General features: G+C 67.0%; 17 protein-coding genes. 12 read left to right on the forward strand and 5 right to left on the reverse strand.

The window, feature by feature from the left end:
* Positions 1 to 15 precede the first annotated feature (15 nt).
* The 9 genes from pyrH to fabZ all read left to right on the forward strand — a co-directional run bounded on the left by pyrH (position 16) and on the right by fabZ (position 9,245).
* Positions 16 to 747 carry a UMP kinase gene (gene pyrH / locus AC1RJ5_RS01290; RefSeq protein ID WP_269575436.1) on the forward strand — a complete coding sequence of 244 codons (732 nt, stop codon included), beginning with the start codon at positions 16 to 18 and terminating at the stop codon, positions 745 to 747.
* 13 nt (positions 748 to 760) lie between these two features.
* The gene (gene frr / locus AC1RJ5_RS01295) at positions 761 to 1,318 is read left to right on the forward strand and encodes a ribosome recycling factor (protein ID WP_184165845.1); all 558 of its coding nucleotides are present in this window, start codon (positions 761 to 763) and stop codon (positions 1,316 to 1,318) included.
* A gap of 33 nt (positions 1,319 to 1,351) precedes the next feature.
* Positions 1,352 to 2,104 carry an isoprenyl transferase gene (locus AC1RJ5_RS01300; RefSeq protein ID WP_493111283.1) on the forward strand — a complete coding sequence of 251 codons (753 nt, stop codon included), beginning with the start codon at positions 1,352 to 1,354 and terminating at the stop codon, positions 2,102 to 2,104.
* Entirely contained in the window at positions 2,101 to 2,880 is a 780-nt protein-coding gene (locus AC1RJ5_RS01305; RefSeq protein WP_269575434.1) for a phosphatidate cytidylyltransferase, read from the forward strand. The genes AC1RJ5_RS01300 and AC1RJ5_RS01305 overlap by 4 nt, the downstream gene beginning before the upstream one ends.
* A complete protein-coding gene (gene dxr, locus AC1RJ5_RS01310; protein WP_493111286.1) occupies positions 2,877 to 4,037 on the forward strand; it encodes a 1-deoxy-D-xylulose-5-phosphate reductoisomerase in 1,161 nt (386 codons plus the stop codon). The genes AC1RJ5_RS01305 and dxr overlap by 4 nt, the downstream gene beginning before the upstream one ends.
* A complete protein-coding gene (gene rseP / locus AC1RJ5_RS01315) occupies positions 4,034 to 5,167 on the forward strand; it encodes an RIP metalloprotease RseP (RefSeq protein WP_493111288.1) in 1,134 nt (377 codons plus the stop codon). Before dxr ends, rseP begins: the two co-directional genes overlap by 4 nt.
* A gap of 69 nt (positions 5,168 to 5,236) precedes the next feature.
* A complete protein-coding gene (gene bamA / locus AC1RJ5_RS01320; protein ID WP_269575431.1) occupies positions 5,237 to 8,005 on the forward strand; it encodes an outer membrane protein assembly factor BamA in 2,769 nt (922 codons plus the stop codon).
* Positions 8,005 to 8,769: an OmpH family outer membrane protein gene (locus AC1RJ5_RS01325; RefSeq protein WP_269575430.1), complete on the forward strand. Its 765-nt coding sequence runs from the start codon at positions 8,005 to 8,007 to the stop codon at positions 8,767 to 8,769. The genes bamA and AC1RJ5_RS01325 overlap by 1 nt, the downstream gene beginning before the upstream one ends.
* Complete coding sequence (fabZ, locus tag AC1RJ5_RS01330) at positions 8,766 to 9,245, forward strand: 3-hydroxyacyl-ACP dehydratase FabZ (RefSeq protein ID WP_311768434.1); 480 nt, start codon at positions 8,766 to 8,768, stop codon at positions 9,243 to 9,245. The genes AC1RJ5_RS01325 and fabZ overlap by 4 nt, the downstream gene beginning before the upstream one ends.
* Before the next feature lie 219 nt (positions 9,246 to 9,464).
* Here the strand turns inward: fabZ and AC1RJ5_RS01335 are convergent, their stop codons facing one another.
* Complete coding sequence (locus tag AC1RJ5_RS01335) at positions 9,465 to 9,917, reverse strand: hypothetical protein (protein ID WP_269575429.1); 453 nt, start codon at positions 9,915 to 9,917, stop codon at positions 9,465 to 9,467.
* A 129-nt stretch (positions 9,918 to 10,046) separates the two neighbouring features.
* On the opposite strand from AC1RJ5_RS01335, the gene rpmE reads away from it, so the two are divergent.
* From rpmE to AC1RJ5_RS01350, 3 genes are all read left to right on the forward strand, one after another.
* Positions 10,047 to 10,277 carry a 50S ribosomal protein L31 gene (gene rpmE / locus AC1RJ5_RS01340; RefSeq protein ID WP_269575428.1) on the forward strand — a complete coding sequence of 77 codons (231 nt, stop codon included), beginning with the start codon at positions 10,047 to 10,049 and terminating at the stop codon, positions 10,275 to 10,277.
* Positions 10,278 to 10,413: 136 nt separating this feature from the next.
* Positions 10,414 to 10,671 (forward strand): PilZ domain-containing protein, encoded by a 258-nt coding sequence (locus tag AC1RJ5_RS01345; protein ID WP_260396038.1) that lies wholly within the window; start codon positions 10,414 to 10,416, stop codon positions 10,669 to 10,671.
* A gap of 96 nt (positions 10,672 to 10,767) precedes the next feature.
* Entirely contained in the window at positions 10,768 to 11,280 is a 513-nt protein-coding gene (locus AC1RJ5_RS01350) for a hypothetical protein (RefSeq protein WP_269575427.1), read from the forward strand.
* Between the two features lie 16 nt (positions 11,281 to 11,296).
* Here AC1RJ5_RS01350 and AC1RJ5_RS01355 read toward each other — a convergent pair whose 3' ends face one another.
* The 4 genes from AC1RJ5_RS01355 to AC1RJ5_RS01370 all read right to left on the reverse strand — a co-directional run bounded on the left by AC1RJ5_RS01355 (position 11,297) and on the right by AC1RJ5_RS01370 (position 18,247).
* A complete protein-coding gene (locus AC1RJ5_RS01355) occupies positions 11,297 to 12,334 on the reverse strand; it encodes a DUF2332 domain-containing protein (RefSeq protein WP_269575426.1) in 1,038 nt (345 codons plus the stop codon).
* 86 nt (positions 12,335 to 12,420) lie between these two features.
* Positions 12,421 to 14,265, reverse strand: coding sequence for a HAMP domain-containing methyl-accepting chemotaxis protein (locus tag AC1RJ5_RS01360; RefSeq protein ID WP_493111293.1), 1,845 nt, complete (start codon positions 14,263 to 14,265; stop codon positions 12,421 to 12,423).
* Positions 14,266 to 14,400: 135 nt separating this feature from the next.
* Entirely contained in the window at positions 14,401 to 16,911 is a 2,511-nt protein-coding gene (locus AC1RJ5_RS01365; protein ID WP_493111295.1) for a TonB-dependent siderophore receptor, read from the reverse strand.
* A 601-nt stretch (positions 16,912 to 17,512) separates the two neighbouring features.
* Positions 17,513 to 18,247: a hypothetical protein gene (locus tag AC1RJ5_RS01370; protein ID WP_493111297.1), complete on the reverse strand. Its 735-nt coding sequence runs from the start codon at positions 18,245 to 18,247 to the stop codon at positions 17,513 to 17,515.
* Positions 18,248 to 18,259: the final 12 nt, after the last annotated feature.

Consider the following 18,259-nt stretch of genomic DNA (forward strand, 5'->3'; position numbering starts at 1 on the left):
AACCAAAAGGCTTTCATGACCGCTCCTCGATTCAAGCGCATCCTCCTCAAACTCTCGGGCGAGGTCCTGATGGGGCAGGGGCAGTTCGGCATCGATCCGGAGACCTGCGAGCGCGTGGCGCTCGAAGTGAAGGCGGCCAAGGAGAGCGGGCTTGAGATCTGCATGGTCGTCGGCGGCGGCAACATCTTCCGCGGCCTGGCCGGCGCGGCGCAGGGCTTTGACCGCGCCTCGGCCGATTACATGGGCATGCTGGCGACCGTGATGAACGCGCTGGCGATGCAGAACGCGCTGGAGAAGGTGGGTGTCGACACCCGCGTCCAGTCTGCGATCCCGATGGCGTCGGTGTGCGAGCCGTACATCCGCCGCCGCGCGGAACGGCATATGGAGAAGGGCCGCGTCGTCCTGTTCGCCGCCGGCACCGGCCTGCCGTTCTTCACCACCGACACCACCGCGGCGCTGCGCGCGGCCGAGATGCAGTGCGACGCGCTGTTCAAGGGCACCAGCGTGGACGGCGTCTATGATGCCGATCCGAAGAAGGTGAAGACGGCAAAGCGTTACGATACGCTGAGTTACGATCGTGTGCTCGCAGATAATCTTAAGGTGATGGACGCCTCTGCCGTGGCGCTGTGCCGCGATAACAATATCCCGATCGTCGTGTTCAACATCCGCGATGCCGGCAACCTGACCAAGGTGCTGGGCGGCGAGGGCACCTCGACCATCGTCCAGAACGAAACCCAATCCGCATAAGAAGGAGCCGATAATGGCCGCTTACGACAAGGCCGACCTCGAGCGCCGCATGAACGGCGCGGTGGAGTCGCTGAAGCATGACCTGCAGGGCCTGCGCACGGGCCGCGCGAGCACCACGTTGCTCGAGCCGGTGACCGTCGAGGTTTACGGCGCACACATGCCGCTCGCCCAGGTGGCGACGGTTGCGGCGCCCGAGCCGCGCCTGCTCTCGGTCACCGTGTGGGACAAGTCCAACGTCGGGCCCGTCGAGAAGGCGATCCGTTCGGCCGGTCTCGGACTCAACCCGATCACCGACGGCCAGACGCTGCGCCTGCCGATCCCGGACCTGACCGAGGAGCGCCGCAAGGAGCTCGCCAAGCTCGCCAGCAAATATGCCGAAGCCGCCCGCATCGCCGTGCGCAACGTGCGCCGCGACGGCAATGACAGCCTGAAGGCCGACGAGAAGAAGGGCGTTTTCTCGGAAGACGAGCGCAAGCGCCACGAGACCGAGGTGCAGAAGCTCACCGATGCCACGATCGCCGACATCGATGCGGCGGCCGCTGCCAAGGAAAAGGAAATCCTGGGCAAGTGACGTCGTCGCGCGCCCTGCCTGTTTCTTGCCGGAATGACGTCAGCGGTGCGTTCTATGGCTGCTAAGCCCGTTCCCGAGGCGGAAGGTGCGGCGCCCCCGCGCCACGTCGCCATCATCATGGACGGCAATGGCCGCTGGGCGAAGAAGCGGTTCCTGCCGCGCATCGCCGGGCACAAGCAGGGCGTCGAAGCCGTGCGGCGCATCAGCCGCGCGGCGCGCACCCTCGGCATCGAGGTACTGACGCTCTACGCCTTCTCCTCGGAGAACTGGCGGCGCCCGGAGGAGGAGGTGCGGGACCTGATGGGCCTGCTCCGCCACTTCCTGGCGAGCGAGCTCGACGAGCTGGTTTCCGAAGGCGTCAAGCTCCGGGTGGTCGGTGCGTGGCGCAAGCTCTCGCCCGATCTGGTCGCGATGATCGAAGGCGCGATGGCACGCACCGCGAACAATCCCGGCCCGACCCTGGTGATCGCGCTTAACTATGGCGCCCAGGCCGAGCTGGCCGAGGCGGCGCGCGCACTGGCCGAGAAGGCGCGGGCAGGGGAGATCGATCCCGCATCGATCGACGAGGCGGCGTTCGAGGCCGCGCTCGATACGGGCGACCTGCCGCCGCTCGACCTGCTGATCCGCACCTCGGGCGAGCAGCGCCTGTCGAACTTCCTGCTCTGGCAGGCGGCCTATGCCGAATTCCTGTTCGTCGACACGCTGTGGCCGGACTTCGACGAGAAGGCGCTGGCCGCCGCGCTCGACCAATATGGCCGCCGTCAGCGCCGTTTCGGGGGCCTGTGAGCAAGAACGGTTCCGAACTCGCCACCCGGCTGGGTGTCGCCTTCATCCTGATCGGCCTGGCCTTTGCCGCGCTCTATTCCGGCGGCCTCGGCTTCTGGGTGGTGGTCAGCGTGGCCGGCGTGCTGATGATGGGCGAATGGGCGTTGCTCGCCGGCGCCAGCGACAAGGGCAAACGGCTCGCGCAATATGCGATCTCGGTGCCGCTGGCGGCGATGGCCCCGGGCCTCGCGGCCGGGCCGGGTTTCCTGGCGCTGGGCCTGATCCTGGGCGCCTTCTTCTTCCTGGTTATCATCACCCGCGGGCTGCAGCTGGCACTTGGCGCCTTCTATGTCGGCCTGCCGATCCTGGCGCTGGTGCTGCTCCGCGAGCAGCCGCAACAGGGCCTGCTGCTTACCTTCTGGGCGATGGCGCTGGTCTGGGCGTGCGACAGTGCCGCCTATTTCGCCGGTCGTGCGATCGGAGGCCCCAAGCTTGCCCCGGCGATCAGCCCGAACAAGACTTGGGCGGGGTTCCTCGGCGGCGTTGCGGGTGCGACGCTGTTCGCCTTTGTGCTGGTCTGGCTGTTCCACCTGCCGGTCGCGCTGGCCTGGGCGACGCCGGTGCTCGGCGTATTGTCCCAGCTCGGTGACCTGTTCGAGAGCCATCTCAAGCGCTGCGCCGGCGTGAAGGATTCGGGGAACCTGCTACCCGGCCATGGCGGCGTGCTCGATCGGCTCGACGGGCTGGTCACGGTCGCGCCGGTGGCGGCGCTGCTGGTGCTCTGGCTGGCCCGATGAAACGCAGTGTCACGATCCTGGGCGCCACCGGATCGGTAGGCGGCTCGACGCTCGACCTGATCGAGCGCGAACCCGATCGCTTCGAAGTGCTCGCGCTGACCGCCAACGGCGATGTCGAGAAGCTTGCCGCGGCCGCGATCCGCACCGATGCGCGCCACGCGGTGGTGGCGGACGAGAGCTGCCTCCCGGCGCTGCGCGACAAGCTTGCCGGCACGGGCATCACCTGCGCCGGCGGCGCGGAAGCCGTTTGCGACGCGGCGCGGATGGGCGCCGACTGGACGATGGCGGCGATCGTCGGCCTGGCCGGGCTCGGCTCGGCAATGGCGGCGATCGAACGGGGCGGCACGGTGGTGCTCGCCAACAAGGAGCCGCTGGTATCGGCGGGCGACCTGGTCATCGCGGCGGCACGACGCCACGGCGCCACGATCCTGCCTGCCGATTCGGAGCATAATGCGATTTTCCAGTGCTTCGATTTCGAGCGCCCGGAACGCGTGCGGCGGATCATCCTGACCGCAAGTGGCGGTCCGTTCCGTGATTGGGACCTGGAAGCGATGCGCGGCGTCACGCCGTCCCAGGCATGCGCGCATCCCAACTGGTCGATGGGCGCCAAGATCTCGGTCGATTCGGCGACGATGATGAACAAGGGTCTCGAGCTGATCGAGGCGGCGCGGCTGTTCCCGGTCGCTAATGACGCACTTGAAATATTGGTGCATCGCCAATCGGTTATCCACTCGATGGTGGAATATGTCGATGGATCGGTGCTGGCCCAGATGGGCCCTTCGGACATGCGCGTGCCGATCGCGCACACGCTCGCCTGGCCCGACCGGATGGCGACGCCGATGCCGCCGCTCGACTTTGTGGCAATGGCAAGGCTGGACTTCGAGGCGCCCGACGCGGTGCGCTTCCCTGCCTTGCGGCTGGCCCGCGAGGCGCTGGAGGCCGGGGGCGCTCGGCCAGCGATCCTCAACGCGGCCAATGAAGTGGCTGTCGCGGCCTTCCTTGCGGGCCGTCTCAACTTTCTTGAAATTGCCGCAATCTCTGCCGATACGCTTGACCGCTATGACCCGGTCGCTCCGGAAAGCCTCGAAGCCGTTTGGGCAATCGACGCCGAGGCTAGGCGGATCGCGGGCGAGCGTGTGAAGGACGGCGTCGCTTGATTCAATCTCCCGGCATCCTGGTCACCATCCTGGCGTTCGCGCTGGTGCTCGGGCCGCTCGTGTTCCTGCACGAGCTGGGTCATTACCTCGCCGGGCGCTGGTTCGGCGTGAAGGCCGACGAGTTCTCGATCGGCTTCGGCCGCGAGGTCGCCGGCTTCACCGACAGGCGCGGCACCCGCTGGAAGTTCGGCTGGCTGCCGCTCGGCGGCTATGTCCGCTTCGCCGGTGACATGAACCCCGCCAGCCAGCCCTCGCCGGAATGGCTCTCGCTGCCGCCCAGGGAGCGGGCGCAGACCTTCCAGGCCAAGCCGCTGTGGCAGCGCGCGATCATCGTCGCCGCGGGCCCCATCATGAATTTCCTGGTCGCGATCGCGATCCTCGGCGCCTTCGCGGTCGCCTATGGCAAGGTCGTGACCCCGCCGGTGATCGGCAGCATCGCCCCCAAGAGCGCGGCCGAGAGCGCCGGGCTCAAGCCGGGCGACCGGATCCTGTCGCTCAACGGACGCCATGTCGAGGATTTCGTCGATATCGGCGTCTTCGCGATGATCCGCTCGGGCGAGGCGGTGAACATCGAATATCAGCGTGGCGGCCAGACCGCCCAGGCCAGCGCGACGATCGGCTCGCTGACCGAGAAGGACCGGTTCGGCAACATCACGCATCGCGGCGTGCTCGGCATCGGCCGTGTCGCGTCGGAGATCCGCCCCGTCGCGCTCTGGGAAGCGCCGGGCGAGGGGATCAGGCAGACGATCGGGATCGTGAAGACCACGATCGAGGGGCTCCAGCGGATCATTCTGGGACGTATCCCGGTGAGCGAACTGGGCGGCCCGCTCAAGATCGCCAAGGTCTCCGGCGAATTTCTCGCCATGGGACCGGTCCAATTGGTCTATCTGATCGCGCTGATCTCCATTAATCTGGGATTCATCAACCTGTTGCCAGTCCCCGTGCTGGATGGCGGCCATCTCCTGTTCTACGCAGTGGAAGCCGTTCGTCGCCGCCCGGTGGAGCCGCAGGTTATGGAATGGGCTTATCGTGGCGGTTTGGTCGCAATTCTCGCGCTCATGCTGTTCGTTACGTTCAACGACCTCGGCACGTTCGGCGTGTGGAGAAATCTGGCCGGGTTGATCGGCTGATGTGGTTCGTGCAGGGCGGTGCAAGCCGCGTGGCTGACGGCCGGGTATTTTGATTCCGACTGGGGTGGGATGGTGACTGCGATCAAGGCAACGAAAATCGGCGCGCGCGCCACGGCGACCCTCCTCGCGGGCACGGTGCTCTCGGGAGCTGCGTTCGCGCAGACCGCGCCCCAGGCGACCCCTGCGCCCGCTCCCGCGGCGGCCCAGGCCACGCCTGTCCCCGGCCTGCCGGCCCCGGTGACGCGCACGATCAAGTCGATCCGCGTCCAGGGCTCGCAGCGCATCGAGCCGGAAACGGTGATGAGCTACACCCGCCTGCGCGTGGGCGACGCCTATACCAACGAGACGCTCGATCAGGCAATCAAGGACCTGCTCGCGTCCGAGCTGCTCGCCGACGTGTCGATCGAAGGCGCCGAGACCGGTGAGCTGGTGATCCGCATCCGCGAGAACCCCGTGATCAACCGCGTGATCTACGAGGGCAACAAGCGGCTCAAGGAAGACAAGATCAAGAAGGAAGTGAAGCTGGCGCCGCGCCAGATCTTCACCCGCACCGCGGTGCGCGCCGACGTCGCGCGCATCATCGAGCTCTATCGCCGCCAGGGCCGCTTCGCCGCCGTGGTCGAGCCGAAGATGGTCAGCCTCGACCAGAACCGCGTCGACGTGATCTTCGAGGTCCATGAGGGCCCGAAGTCGAAGGTCCGCCAGATCAACATCATCGGCAACGAGGTGTTCTCCGACGGCAAGCTGCGCGGCGAGATGGCGACCAAGGTGGCGAGCCTCGCCCACCTGATGAGCTCGAACACGTCGTACGACCAGGACCGCCTGGCCTATGACCAGCAGAAGCTGCGCCAGTTCTACCTGACCAACGGCTATGCCGATTTCCGCGTGATCTCGGCCGTGGCCGAGCTGACGCCGGACAAGAAGGACTTCATCATCACCTATGTGGTGGAGGAAGGTCCCCGCTATAAGTTCGGTCCGGTCACCGTCGACAGCGCGATCCGCGACTTCGACGACAAGAAGCTCGCCAGCGCGCTGAGCATCAAGGAAGGCGACTGGTACAATGCGAAGGCCGTGGAAGACACAGTCGAGCAGCTGAGCGAGACCGCCGGTATCGCCGGCTACGCCTTTGCCGATGTCCGTCCGGACTTCCAGCGCGACAAGGAAGCGCTGACGATGGGGATGAACTTCCACATCGCCGAAGCGAACCGCACCTATATCGAGCGCATCGACATCACCGGCAACCGCCAGACCCAGGACAAGGTGATCCGTCGTGAGTTCCGCGTGGCCGAGGGCGACGCCTTCAACACCTTCCTGGTCAAGCGCTCGCAGGACCGCATCAACTCGCTGGGCTATTTCCAGGACAAGTTCGAGATCGAGCGTGTCGAGGGTTCGGCGCCGGACCGTATCGTGCTCAAGGCGAACGTCGAAGAGCGTGCCAACGGCGAACTGACCCTGTCGGCGGGCTTCTCGAGCCTCGAGCAGTTCATCCTCCAGGCCTCGATCCGCCAGCGCAACTTCCGCGGCATGGGCCAGACCGTGTCGGCCTCGGTCGATTATTCGAGCTACTCCAAGTCGGTCGAGCTGGGCTTCACCGAGCCCTATCTGTTCGACAAGAACATCGCGCTCGGCGGCACGATCTTCCGCCGCGACTATAACGCGTTCAACTATATCGGATCGGATCGCTCGACCACCTACAGCCAGGTCTCGACCGGCTTCCAGGTCGTCGCCGGCGTGCCGCTGACCGAGTACTGGACGCTGTCGGGCCGCTACTATCTCGCGCAGGACGACGTGACGCTCGACAAGTCGAGCTTCTACACCGACGGCCAGTGCGATCCGCTCAAGGCCGGACGCTACTATTGCGAGGCCGTGGGCAACCGCATCACCTCGCTGGTCGGCGTGACGCTGACCTATGACAGCCTGAACAGCCGCCTGCGTCCGTCGCGCGGTCAGCGCCTGTCGCTGAGCGGCGACTTCGCCGGTGTCGGCGGCGACGTGCGCTATCTGCGCGCGCGCTTCGATGGCGACAAATACTGGAATGTCGGCAGCGGCTTCATCGCCTCGGTCTCGGTCGAGGGCGGCTATATCCACAGCCTCGAGAAGAGCCGCGGTGCGGGCATCGATCCGGTGCGCATCACCGATCGCTTCTATCTGGGTGAGCCGCAGTTCCGCGGCTTCGACATCCGCGGCGTCGGTCCGCGCGTGCAGCGCATCAGCTACACCGGCTCGGTGGCAACCGGCGACCAGCTGCTGGTCACCGATCGCGACCAGATCGTCGACGACGCGATCGGCGGCAAGGCCTATTACCTGACCAAGGCCGAGCTCGAGATCCCGCTGGGCGCCGGCGCTGCCGAAATGGGCCTGCGTCCGTCGATCTTCGTGATGGCGGGCAGCCTGTTCAACATCACCCGCCCGGGCAAGACGATCGAGTTCGAGCAGGCGCGCGACAGCGGCGGCAAGCTGCTGTTCAACGCCGACGGTTCGCCGTCGCTGCTCCCGAAGGACAATTTCATCAAGGATTCGGCGGGCAACCAGCTCTACATCGTGAGCGCGTCCGACCCGACCTATTCGGGCTATTACACCACCTGTAAGGTCGGTTACTCGGCGAGCGCGACCACCGCCTGCTCGGGTACCTCGATCAACGCTATCGCCAATTCGCCGATCACGCCCTTCTACGAGCGCTATGTGGGCGACAGCCCGTCGCCGCGCCTGTCGGTCGGCTTCGGTGTGAACTGGAATTCGCCCTTCGGCCCGCTGCGTATCGACGTGGCCAAGACGTTGCTCCACGCCAAGGGCGACGACACCAAGCTTGTAACCTTCAACGTAGGGACTCAATTCTGATGATTACCAAGAAGCGCATTCTCGCCGCGCTGCTCGCGGCGCCTGCCGCGCTCGCAGTTGCTGCTCCGGCACACGCGCAGGTGAGCGGCAGCATTGCCACCGCGAGCCCGGTTCGCGTCGTCGATTCGTCCAAGGCGTTCACCGCTGCCCAGCAGCAGATCCAGACGACCTACAAGTCGGCCTTCGAGCAGATCAACGCACGCCGCCAGGCCGCGCAGAAGGAAGCCGAGCCGCTTCTCGCCCAGCTCGACACCAACAAGGACAAGAAGGTCGACGACGCCGAGCTCAAGGCTGCCCAGGCTGCCAAGAACCCGGTCCTCGACAAGATCGCCGCGCTGCAGAACACCGCCAATGCGGACGTCCAGAAGCTGAGCAACCCGGCCGCCCGCGCCGAGCTGTTCGCGATCGAATCGATCCTGCGCCAGTATGACGCCGCCCAGCTGCGTGTCGTCACCGCTCGCAAGATCGGCGTGATCCTGTCGCCGGAAGTGTTCATGTACGCGCCGGATTCGGCCGACATCAGCGACGCGATCACCGCCGAGCTCGACAAGACCACCCCGACCGTCAGCATCCAGCCGCCGGCCGAGTGGCAGCCTGCCCGCGAGACGCTGGCGATGCAGCAGCAGCTGGCCCAGCTCGAGCAGATCCGCGCCTATCAGGCGGCTGCCCAGCAGCAGCGCGCTGCCCAGGGTGCCGCTCCGGCCCCGGCAGCTCCGGCGCCCGCCGCTCCGGCTGGCGGCAAGAAGCCTGCTGAGCCGCGGTGAGCGAGGAAGTAACGGCACGCGCCGACATCGGCCCGCTTGATATCAAGCGGGTGATGGCGGCGCTGCCGCATCGCTACCCGATGCTGCTTGTCGATCGCGTCGAGGAACTGGTCCCGGACCAGCGCATCGCCGCGATCAAGGCGGTCTCGATGAACGAGGAATTCTTCCAGGGGCATTTCCCCGGGAGGCCGATCATGCCCGGCGTCCTCCAGGTGGAGGCGCTGGCGCAGGCGGCGGGTGTGCTCGCGGTCGAGAGCCTCGGCCTCGCCGGTTCGGGCAAGCTCGTCTATTTCATGTCGATCGACGGGGTGAAGTTCCGCAAGCCGGTCGAACCCGGCGTGCTGCTCCGCCTCGAGGTCGAGTTCATCCAGAAGCGTAGCCGCGTCTGCAAGTTCGCAGGCAAGGCGCTGCTGAACGGCGAGGTCGCCACCGAGTGCGAATTCACCGCGATGATCGCGGATCCGCCTTCGGATTGAGCCTCACGGCCATGGATTTGGAACGCCGGCGGGCAGGGCAACCTGCCTGGCCGGCGTTTCGCTGTCTGGCCGGATCGATGGGCTTTTGGGTGCTTCAGCACCTTCAGCTCCCCGGCGAAGGCCGGGGCCCAGTTTCGGCGCACCATCGATAATTGCGGCGGAGCCTCTCGACCGACATGGCAATTGGGCCCCGGCCTTCGCCGGGGAGCTGAAGATGTCTTAGCCCGCCGGGCCCTCCGCTTGCTTCTTCTCGCGTTCAGCACGGCGCGCCGCAGCCTTCTCCTGCCGCTCGATCCTGCGAGCCTCGCGTTTGTAGTGGGCCCGCTGCGCCGGTGTCAGGATCGGTGCACCGCCGACAACGATCTCCTCATCCATCGCCGCCGCATTCGCGGGAGCCGCCTGGGCTGTCGGCGCATCCTGCGCGGCCGCGGGCATGGCCATGATGCCGGCCGCCAGAGCGGTCGCTGCAATCAGGGCCTTCGCCGCCGGATGCTTGTAGCTTACGCAAAGCTCCTCTCGGGCTTCGGCCAGCGTGCGCAGCCGCGCTGCCGTGCCGAGCTCGTCCAGATCGACCACGCGCTTGCTGCATTGCCGGCAGAAATCGCCGTCCATCACCTCATCCAGGCGATCGGCAACGGGGCAGGGGCGACTGATCCTGGGAAAACCATCCATGACGCTTCACTCCCCTGTTTATGCCCGCAGCCTATAATGTGCGCGGGCCGTTGCCTAGCGGCCACGTCTCTGCTAGGCGCGCGCCTTCCGCTGCCGGTCGGAAACCGGCGGCTTTCCAAGGAATTCGATGTGAAGAACGATACGCATCCCGATTACCACATGATCAAGGTCCAGATGACCGACGGCACCGTCTTCGAGACTCGCTCCACCTGGGGCAAGGAAGGCGATCTGATGACGCTCGACATCGACCCGCTGGCGCACCCGGCCTGGACCGGCGGTTCGCAGCGTCTTCTCGACCAGGGCGGCCAGGTCGCGCGCTTCAACAAGCGCTTCGGCGGCCTCAACCTCGGCAAGAAGTAATCTTGTGGGCTTTCGGCGCGTTACGTTGTTAACGCGCCGTTAGCCAGCAGGGTCTAGCTTGCCCGGCATGGCAAGCGCAGCACGAGCATTCGCAGCGGAATTCGAACCGGCCGAGGAACTTGGCCGGCGCAGGTCCATGCGCGCACCGGTCTCGCTCGATGCGAAGATCGGGCGGGGCGGTCTTGACCGCGCGCTCTGCAAGGTGGTGGACGTTTCGCTCCACGGCGCCCGCATCCACACCTATTCGGTGGTGAAGGCCAACTCCATGATCTGGCTGGCGCTGCCCCGGATCGGGCATGTCGCCGCTCGCGTCGTCTGGTCGGACGATTTCGAGGCCGGCCTCGAGTTCCAGACGTCGCTCACGCCCGAAGCGTTCGAGATACTTACGGCATAATGATGGCCCTGTGCGCCGAAAGGATGCACGGGGTGATTGCGCATGGGCGCAAACTAAGACATCCTCCACGAACTTCACCTGCTGGGGAAACTGGTGATGCTCAAGGGTCTGCTGCTTTGCGCGGCGGCATGTGCCGCGCCCACGACGGTACTGGCAGGCGATAAGGACCTGCCGATCGTTCCGAACCTGAAGGCGATGCTCGCCGCCGATGGGGCTGCGCGCAATGCGCCGGGCCGCAAGGCCGCGATGGCGCGGCCTGCCAGCTTCGTGCCGATCGCCTATCGTGGTCTCGAACGTGCCGATCTCTCGACCACGACTGTCTCGCAGCCGCCGGTGCGGTTGCAGTCCGCCACCTCCGTCGCCGAGCTCAAGGCGGCGCGGGACTGGCATCTGTCGGTCGTGGAGAACAGCCAGAACACCACCAGCGCCCGTGGCGGCAGCTGGGCCGTGTACGATACGCTCTCCGATCATCGCAAACCGCGCTTCCGCCGTTCGGCGCTGAGCACCATGCTGGTGCTCAAGATCGACGGGAAGGAAAACACTTCGCCGGTCAGCGTCGGCGGTGGCGGTGTCGCATCCGCCCTGTGGAAGGCGATGCCGGGGGACTGATCCCCCGGGCGGCCGCTTAGCCCAGCCAGTCGATCCAGTTGCCATAGGCATGGCAGGTCGCGAGCCTGCGGGTCTCGCCGCTCGGCCAGCAGGTCAGCGTCAGCTGCACTTCGCTGCGCGTCGGCGTCCATTCGAAGCCGATCCAGGCAAGCGGCCGTTCGGCCGTGGCGCGGGCACCGGCGCCGTGGATCGCGTTGAGTACCGTCGCGCGGTCCTCGCCGGTGAAATATTGCAGCACCATCGAGTGGAAGACGACGCGGCACCGCCCGGCCAGCTGTGGTTCGGCGAGCCGCTCGACCAGCCAGGACGCGGCGTCCTGCCGGTCGATCCGCGGCGGGTGGCGCAGCGCCAGGTCGAGCGCGCGTTCCAGCCGGCGGGCGCGGCCGGGCTGGTCGGCCCAGACATAGGAAAGCAGCCGCTCACGCGTCTCCGCATCGCCCGGGTCGAGCGGGTTGAGATCGACTCCGCGCGCCGAGGCGACCTCGATCGGGGCGGGAAGGGGCTCCGGCCCCGTCCATAGCGGCACCACCTGCACCGGTGAATCGACCTGACCGGCGGAAATGCCGCCCAGATCATAGCCATAGCGCGCAAGGTTGAGATTGAGTCCGCAGCTCGATCCCAGCTCGAGCAGTTCGAAGGGCAGCCCGAACCTGCGGCGCGCGACCATCAGCGCGGCGCCGATCGCGGCGGCCCGGCCGACTTCGTTGGTCTGCGGCGTATCCTCCATCCAGCGCGCGATGAACGCGTCGGAGGCGGCAAGCGCGGCGCCGATCGCGCCGTCATAATCGTCATGCTCGCGGCGATAGAGCGCGCGCAGCGCCTCGGGCTCGCCGCGGCGGGCCAGCGCGTGGAGTGCGGCGTTGAAGCGCATCGCCAAGGCCGAGGCGGAAGGGTCGCGCGGCCAGCCGGCGATCAGCTCGGCGGTCCTCGGCGCGAGATAGAGCTGGCGATGCCCGGCCTCGAGCACCGCCGCGACGAAGGGCGAGCCGAGCCGGCGGGCGACCCGGGACTGGCGGTGGAGCTCGCCCACCGGCGTGGGCACCATCATGCGCATTCTGTTTTCCTTGCCACCCGAAGGCGGAGACATGCGGGTATCCCGGGGGCCGGCCCGGCGGCATGACGCCGCCGGGCCGGTGCGCCTCAGAAGGACTGCCAGTCGTCGAGCGCGGCGCCGTTGGCCGGACGCGTCAGCGCCGATACCGCGGCCGCCGGCAGCGGCTTGGCCGAGATGTCGAACCCGCCCCGCGCAGCCGCGCGCGGCGTCGCCCGGCCGGTCTCGCCGACCTTGAAGCGGCGCGCCTGCTCGGAGAGCGTGGTCACTTCGCTGGCCAGGTGACGCGCGGCGGCCGAGGTCTGCTCGACCATCGCGGCATTCTGCTGGGTCGACTGGTCCATCGCGCCGATCGCGGTGCTGACCTCGCTGATCGCGGTCGCCTGGGCCTGGTTGTCGCTCGCCATCTCGCCGAGCAGCGAGTGGACCTCGCCCACGCCGGTCGAGATGTTGGCCAGCGCGCCATCGACCTTCTGCACCGCGTCGACGGCCGAGACGATGTCGGTCTGCGTCGCGGTGAGCTGGTCGCGGGCACGGCCCGCTTCTTCTTCCGCGCGCATCGCCAGCGCCGAGACCAGGTCGGCGACCACGGCGAAGCCGCGGCCCGCTTCGCCGGCGCGACCGGCTTCCACCGCCGCGTTCATCGCGAGCACCCGGGTCTGGAAGGCGATCTTGTCGAGGCCCTCGATGACCGAGTCGATGCCCTTGGCGCTGTCCGCGACGCGGGTCATCGCCTGCATCGCCTCGTCGGCGGTCTCGCGGCCGTCAGTGACCGTGGCGATCGTCTCGTCGGCGCGGGCAACCGTGCGGTTCGCGGCATCGGCGGTCGCGCGCAGGCGGCCGTTCATCTGCGTCACCGCGGCCGCCGTCTCCTCGAGGCTGGCGGCATTGGCTTCGGTGCGGCGCGCCAGATCCTCGGAGGCCTGGGCGATCTCGTTCGAGCCGGTGTTGATCGCCGCGGTCGATTCCATCACCGAGGCGATCAGGCTGCGCAGCTCGCTCACCGCCGCGTTGAAGTTGGTCTTCACCGCTTCATATTCGCCCGGGAAGGCCTGGCTGATCTCGGCGGTCAAATTGCCGCCCGCCAGTTCGGAGAGCTGCGCCGATACGGTCTCGACGACCATCTTCTGCGTGGCTTCGGCCTTGGCATTGGCGGCATCGGCCGCCTGCTTGGCCACCGCGGCGTCGCGGAACACCAGCACGGCGCGGGCCATGTCGCCCAGCTCGTCGCGACGATCGGCGTCGGGCACCGTGATGTCGTTCCGGCCGGCGGCGAGATCCGCCATGGTGCGGGTGAGGCCCGAGATCGGGCTGGCGATCAGCCGGGTGAGCACCACGGCGAGGGTGATGGCGATGCCGATCAGCGCGATCGCGCCGATCACCAGCACGAACAGGGCAGTGCCGATCGCCGATTCCTGGCGGGCGCCGTTCTGCTCGATCGCGGCGGTCTGTGCGTCCTTGATCTCGCGCAGCGGCAGCACGGCGGCGCTGGTCAGCACGGCCTTGCCGGCGGCGCGCACCTCGGCCTCGGCCGCGTCACGCTGGCCTGCCTTGACCTTGGCGATCAGGCGATCGCTCCAGTCCTTGCGCCACTTGAGCGTTTCCTCGCGCGACTTGACCAGCGCGTCCTTCAGCTTGGGATCCTTGAGCATGGTCTCCAGCTCGGCCGAGGTCTTGTCATAGTCGTCCCGCCCCTCGTTGTACGACTTGAGATAGGTCTCGTCGGCGGTGACGAGGAAGCCGCGCATCTGGCTGTTCTGGCGCAGCAGCGCGGTCTCCAGCGCCTGCGCCTTGGCGTAGATCGACTGGCTGAGATTGTTGGCGTCGGTCGAGCCGCGAATCGACGAGATGCTGGAGTAGAACACCAGCATCACGATCGCCGCCGTCGCGCAGATCGTCAGGAACGACAGGCCCAGCTTCCTGGGGATCTTCATGGCCTTGAACATATTTCCTAGCCTTGATCGGGATGGTGGCGCCTGCGGCCGCAGGGCGCCGCCACCTCAGGGGTGCCTCCGATACGGAGCGGGGCCCGGACCATGCCCCCCGGCATGGCCCGGACCCGCGCCGGATCAGAAGTCGAAGCGGACCGCCGCCGAGATGGTGCGGCCGTTGAGCACATGCGCACGCGCCACGCCCACCGCCGGGATCACTGCGTCGTCGATCGCGGTGATCGCGATGACGTCGAAGAGGTTCGCGGCGTTGACCGACAGCGTCACGCGGTCGAGCGGGCGGAACTGCACGAACGCGTTGGTCGTCGTGTAGCCCGGCACCTTCAGCGTGTTCGCGGCCGTGGCCCAGCTGCCGGTGGTGCCGATGACGACGGCGCCGACGCTGAACTTCTCGGTCGTGATCTGCGGGGTCACCTGGTAGATCAGCTTCGCCTGGTGCTGCGGCGTGTTGCCGCTGTTCGCCGGGGTGAACACGTCGTTCGTGATCTCCGCGTCGGTATAGGTCGCACCCGCGGTCAGGCTGAAGATGCCCATGCGGTAGCTGCCCTCGAACTCGGCGCCGATCGCCTTGTAGTCGCGCAGCAGCGGCAGGCCGGTGGTCGAGTCGAGGTTGCTGTCCTCGGCCTTGGCCCAGAAGCCGGTCAGGTTGAGGGTCAGCTTGTCGTTGCGGTACTTCACGCCCGCCTCGGCCTGGTGGACGACGTCGACCGCATTGTCCTTGTCGACCATCTTGCCGGTGTTCGGGTTGACCAGCGGGCTGAACTGGATGCGGTCGCCATTGGCGCGGCCGCCACGGCTGTAGCGCGCGAACACCGCGAGCGGTTCGGCGATGCGCCAGTTGATGCCGGCCGAATAGCTCAGATAGCCATAGGTGTAGTCGACCACGCCCGGGGTGGCGGGGGTGATCGCCACGGCCATTTCCGGAACCGAGATCACGCCGTCGCCATTGACGTCGCGCGGGGCGACGCCGACGCGGCCACCGCCCAGATCGGCGCCGAACACGGTGCCTTCGGCCTTGCCGAAGTCATAGCGCAGCGAGCCGCCGATCGAGACGCCGCCGACCTTGAGGTTGACCGAGGCGAACGGAGCGTTGGTGGTGTAGCCGAGCTTGTAACCGCGGCGGAACTGGCCCGGGGTCGGCGCGCCATAGCGCAGCGTGCCGTCCTGGGTGACCTTGACGCCGCCGGCGGTGGCGACGTCGAGCAGCTGGGCATCGCCATTGTCCGAGATGCCGCTGAGCACGGTCGCCCAGTTCCAGTCGGAATCGATGTTCTGGTGCGAGCTGTAGAGGCCGACGGTGGTCGTCAGGTCATGGCCGCCGAGCTTCCACACCTTGCTGGCGCGGATGTCGTTGGTGACGTTGCTCAGGTCGTTCAGGTCGGTATCCGCGAGCATCATCAGCGCGCCGAGGCCGTTACCGTTGAGCGTCGTCGGGTTGGCGACTGCCTGGCCGGTGTTCGGGCCGCTGGCATAGCGCAGCGTGCCACCCGGGGCGCCGAACGCCGCCGGCATCGCCGCGGCGGGCACGAACTGGGTGTAGTAGATGCCCATGTAGTGGTTGGTCATGTTCGAGTAGCGGAACTTCTCGGTCACGTCCCAGCCGGCGATCTCGAACTTCGCCTCGAGGCCCACGGACTTCTGGATCGGGTGCTGGCCGGCGGTCACGTCGTCGCGCACCGGCTGATTGTTGCCGTCCAGGGTCAGCTGGGTCTGGTAGAACTTCGAGAACAGCGAGTCATGACGCACGTCATAGCCGGCGATGTTCTTGTAGGTCGGGTTGGTGTTGGTGCCGCTCACCGCGATCGGGGTGATGTCGTACGCGGGCGTGCGGTCATCCAGATACTTGGCGTAGAAGCGGATATAGCCGCCGTCGAACTCCTTGGTGACGTTCAGCTTGATCTGGCCGCCGCGGGTCGAGGTGAAGCCGGTCGCGCGCGGGCCTTCGCCGTCGCGGTAGAAGCCGCCGACATGGAAGCGCAGCGTCGGGGTGATCTTCGCGCCATAGTCGAAGTCGATGCGGCGCATGCCATAGTCGAGGCCGGCCGAGAGCTGCACGGCGCCGCCTTCGGTGTCGCCGGTCTTCGAGATGAAGTTGACGATGCCGCCCGGCGAGTTCGACGCGAAGGTCGAGGCCGAGCCGCCGCGGATCGCTTCCACCGCTGCCAGGTTCAGGTCGGCGCGCAGGAAGGTGTCGGCGGTGGCGAAGGCGATGTCGCCGAATTCGAGCACGGGCAGGCCGTCTTCCTGCAGCTGCAGGAACTTGGCGCCGGTCGAGGCGATCGGCAGGCCGCGGATGGTGATGTTGGCGCTGCCTTCACCGGTCGACGCTTCCGAGCGGATGCCCGGGATGTCGCGCAGGATCTCGGAGATCGAGCGGGCGCCGATCTTGTCGATCTCGGCGGCACGCAGCGCGCTGGTCGAGGTGGCGCTGTCCAGGCGGTCGCGGCCCTTGGCGACGCCGGTCGAGAAGACTTCCTCGGTCTTCTTGGCGGCCGGGGTCTTCTGGGCCTCGCCCTCGGGCTTCGGTGTGGTGTTGCTGGTCGCCGGAGCGGCCGGCGCGGTCTCCGACGCCATGGCAGGGGCGACGAGTGCGAACGGCGCGGCAGAGATCAACAGGAAATGCTTCTTCATGATTAGACGATCCACCTTTGAAAATTTTGTGACCCTCGGCGGGGTCGTTCCTTCCCTGGAAACCGGCGCTGCCGGTGCTGCCTCGGCGATGGCGGGCCCCCGTTGCGCGGGACCGGGCCAGCCATGCGGACGAAGCGGAATTTCTGCGGTCTGGATGGTTCCGGCCTGGGGCTGCACCCGAGGGCATCGACCGGCGATGGCTTGCGAACGTCGGGCACGCGCAGGCTCTCGGCCCGACGCGACGGGATCGCGCAGCCGGTCGCGAGATGATTGCGGGTGATGCGTTCGCGGAGCCGCCCCCCTCCCGGAGCTTTCCGCATCGATGCGCCGACGGCAGAAACGCTGCCGTGGCCGCCAGAACTTCCCTGGCCTCTTGCGAGGCTCTTGTACCGCTGCGCTCCTTTCCCCCTCAGCGGGCCGGTGGGCCCATCGGTTAATATAGTCGGGTCGGGAGAAGCGCGGTCAGACTACGCAAAATTTATATTATCTGACAAATCAGAGCATGACTCTGAGAAGCAAGGCTTTCTTCCAATACAGGGTGTGTACGGGTCGCGGTTCTTCGGCGGGTGTTGCATCGGAACCACAGTAACCGAAGCTCGTCTTAGTTCGGCTTGGTCTGGCGTTGCGCGACGAGCTTGCGCACCAGCTCGGCATATTCGTTATTTGCGTCCAGCGCCTTTGCCTGGTTCGCGGCGTTGGTTGCGCCGGCCATGTCGTTCTGCGCGACCAGGGCGATGCCCTTCGCGGCGATCAGGTTGGCGCGCTCGGCGCCGGCCAGGTCCTTGTCGCTGGCCAGGAACCGGTCGACGAAGGGCGGCATCTCGCCATAGGCGGACAGGCTCAGCAGCGTCGCGACATATTCCTTGGTCAGGTCATGCTGGTTGGGGGAGATGGCGAGCCCCTTGGCATAGCTTGCCTTGGCGCCTGCGAAATCCTGCATCTCATACTGGATCCAGCCGACCGCATAGGCGAGCTCGGCATAGTGGAGGTTGGTCAGCACGAAGTTGGAGCCGGCCGGGAAGCCGTCGATCGCCTTGCCTGCCTTCTTCGCGGCGTCATAGGCGAGATACTGGTGTTCGTCATAGACGCGCACCTCGGCGCCGCAGCGTTCGGCCGCGGGCATCGCGGCGGGCAGGGTGGCATAATGCTTCTGCAGCACGGGAAGCAGGGCGGTGAAGCCCGGCTTGTCCTGCGCCTTCATCAGCGCGAACGCCTTGTCGATATCGGGCTGGACCCGGGCCGCGAAGGCCGCCTTTTCCTCGCAGGACCCGGCCAGGGCTGTGGCGGGCGAAAGCAACGCGATGGCGGCGACAGTTGCGATCCAATATCCACGCATGCCCATACCCCT

The organism is Sphingomonas sp. GW822-FHT03G08 (genome assembly GCF_058801135.1).

Coding starts and splice junctions, on each gene's coding strand:
- AC1RJ5_RS01345 (WP_260396038.1), top strand. CDS start 10,414: ATGCGCGCACCGGTCTCGCTCGATGCGAAGATCGGGCGGGGCGGTCTT.
- AC1RJ5_RS01325 (WP_269575430.1), top strand. CDS start 8,005: ATGATTACCAAGAAGCGCATTCTCGCCGCGCTGCTCGCGGCGCCTGCC.
- AC1RJ5_RS01370 (WP_493111297.1), bottom strand. CDS start 18,247: ATGCGTGGATATTGGATCGCAACTGTCGCCGCCATCGCGTTGCTTTCG.
- bamA (WP_269575431.1), top strand. CDS start 5,237: ATGGTGACTGCGATCAAGGCAACGAAAATCGGCGCGCGCGCCACGGCG.
- AC1RJ5_RS01335 (WP_269575429.1), bottom strand. CDS start 9,917: ATGGATGGTTTTCCCAGGATCAGTCGCCCCTGCCCCGTTGCCGATCGC.
- AC1RJ5_RS01300 (WP_493111283.1), top strand. CDS start 1,352: ATGACGTCAGCGGTGCGTTCTATGGCTGCTAAGCCCGTTCCCGAGGCG.
- AC1RJ5_RS01365 (WP_493111295.1), bottom strand. CDS start 16,911: ATGAAGAAGCATTTCCTGTTGATCTCTGCCGCGCCGTTCGCACTCGTC.
- pyrH (WP_269575436.1), top strand. CDS start 16: ATGACCGCTCCTCGATTCAAGCGCATCCTCCTCAAACTCTCGGGCGAG.
- AC1RJ5_RS01355 (WP_269575426.1), bottom strand. CDS start 12,334: ATGCGCATGATGGTGCCCACGCCGGTGGGCGAGCTCCACCGCCAGTCC.
- frr (WP_184165845.1), top strand. CDS start 761: ATGGCCGCTTACGACAAGGCCGACCTCGAGCGCCGCATGAACGGCGCG.
- AC1RJ5_RS01360 (WP_493111293.1), bottom strand. CDS start 14,265: ATGAAGATCCCCAGGAAGCTGGGCCTGTCGTTCCTGACGATCTGCGCG.
- dxr (WP_493111286.1), top strand. CDS start 2,877: ATGAAACGCAGTGTCACGATCCTGGGCGCCACCGGATCGGTAGGCGGC.
- AC1RJ5_RS01350 (WP_269575427.1), top strand. CDS start 10,768: ATGCTCAAGGGTCTGCTGCTTTGCGCGGCGGCATGTGCCGCGCCCACG.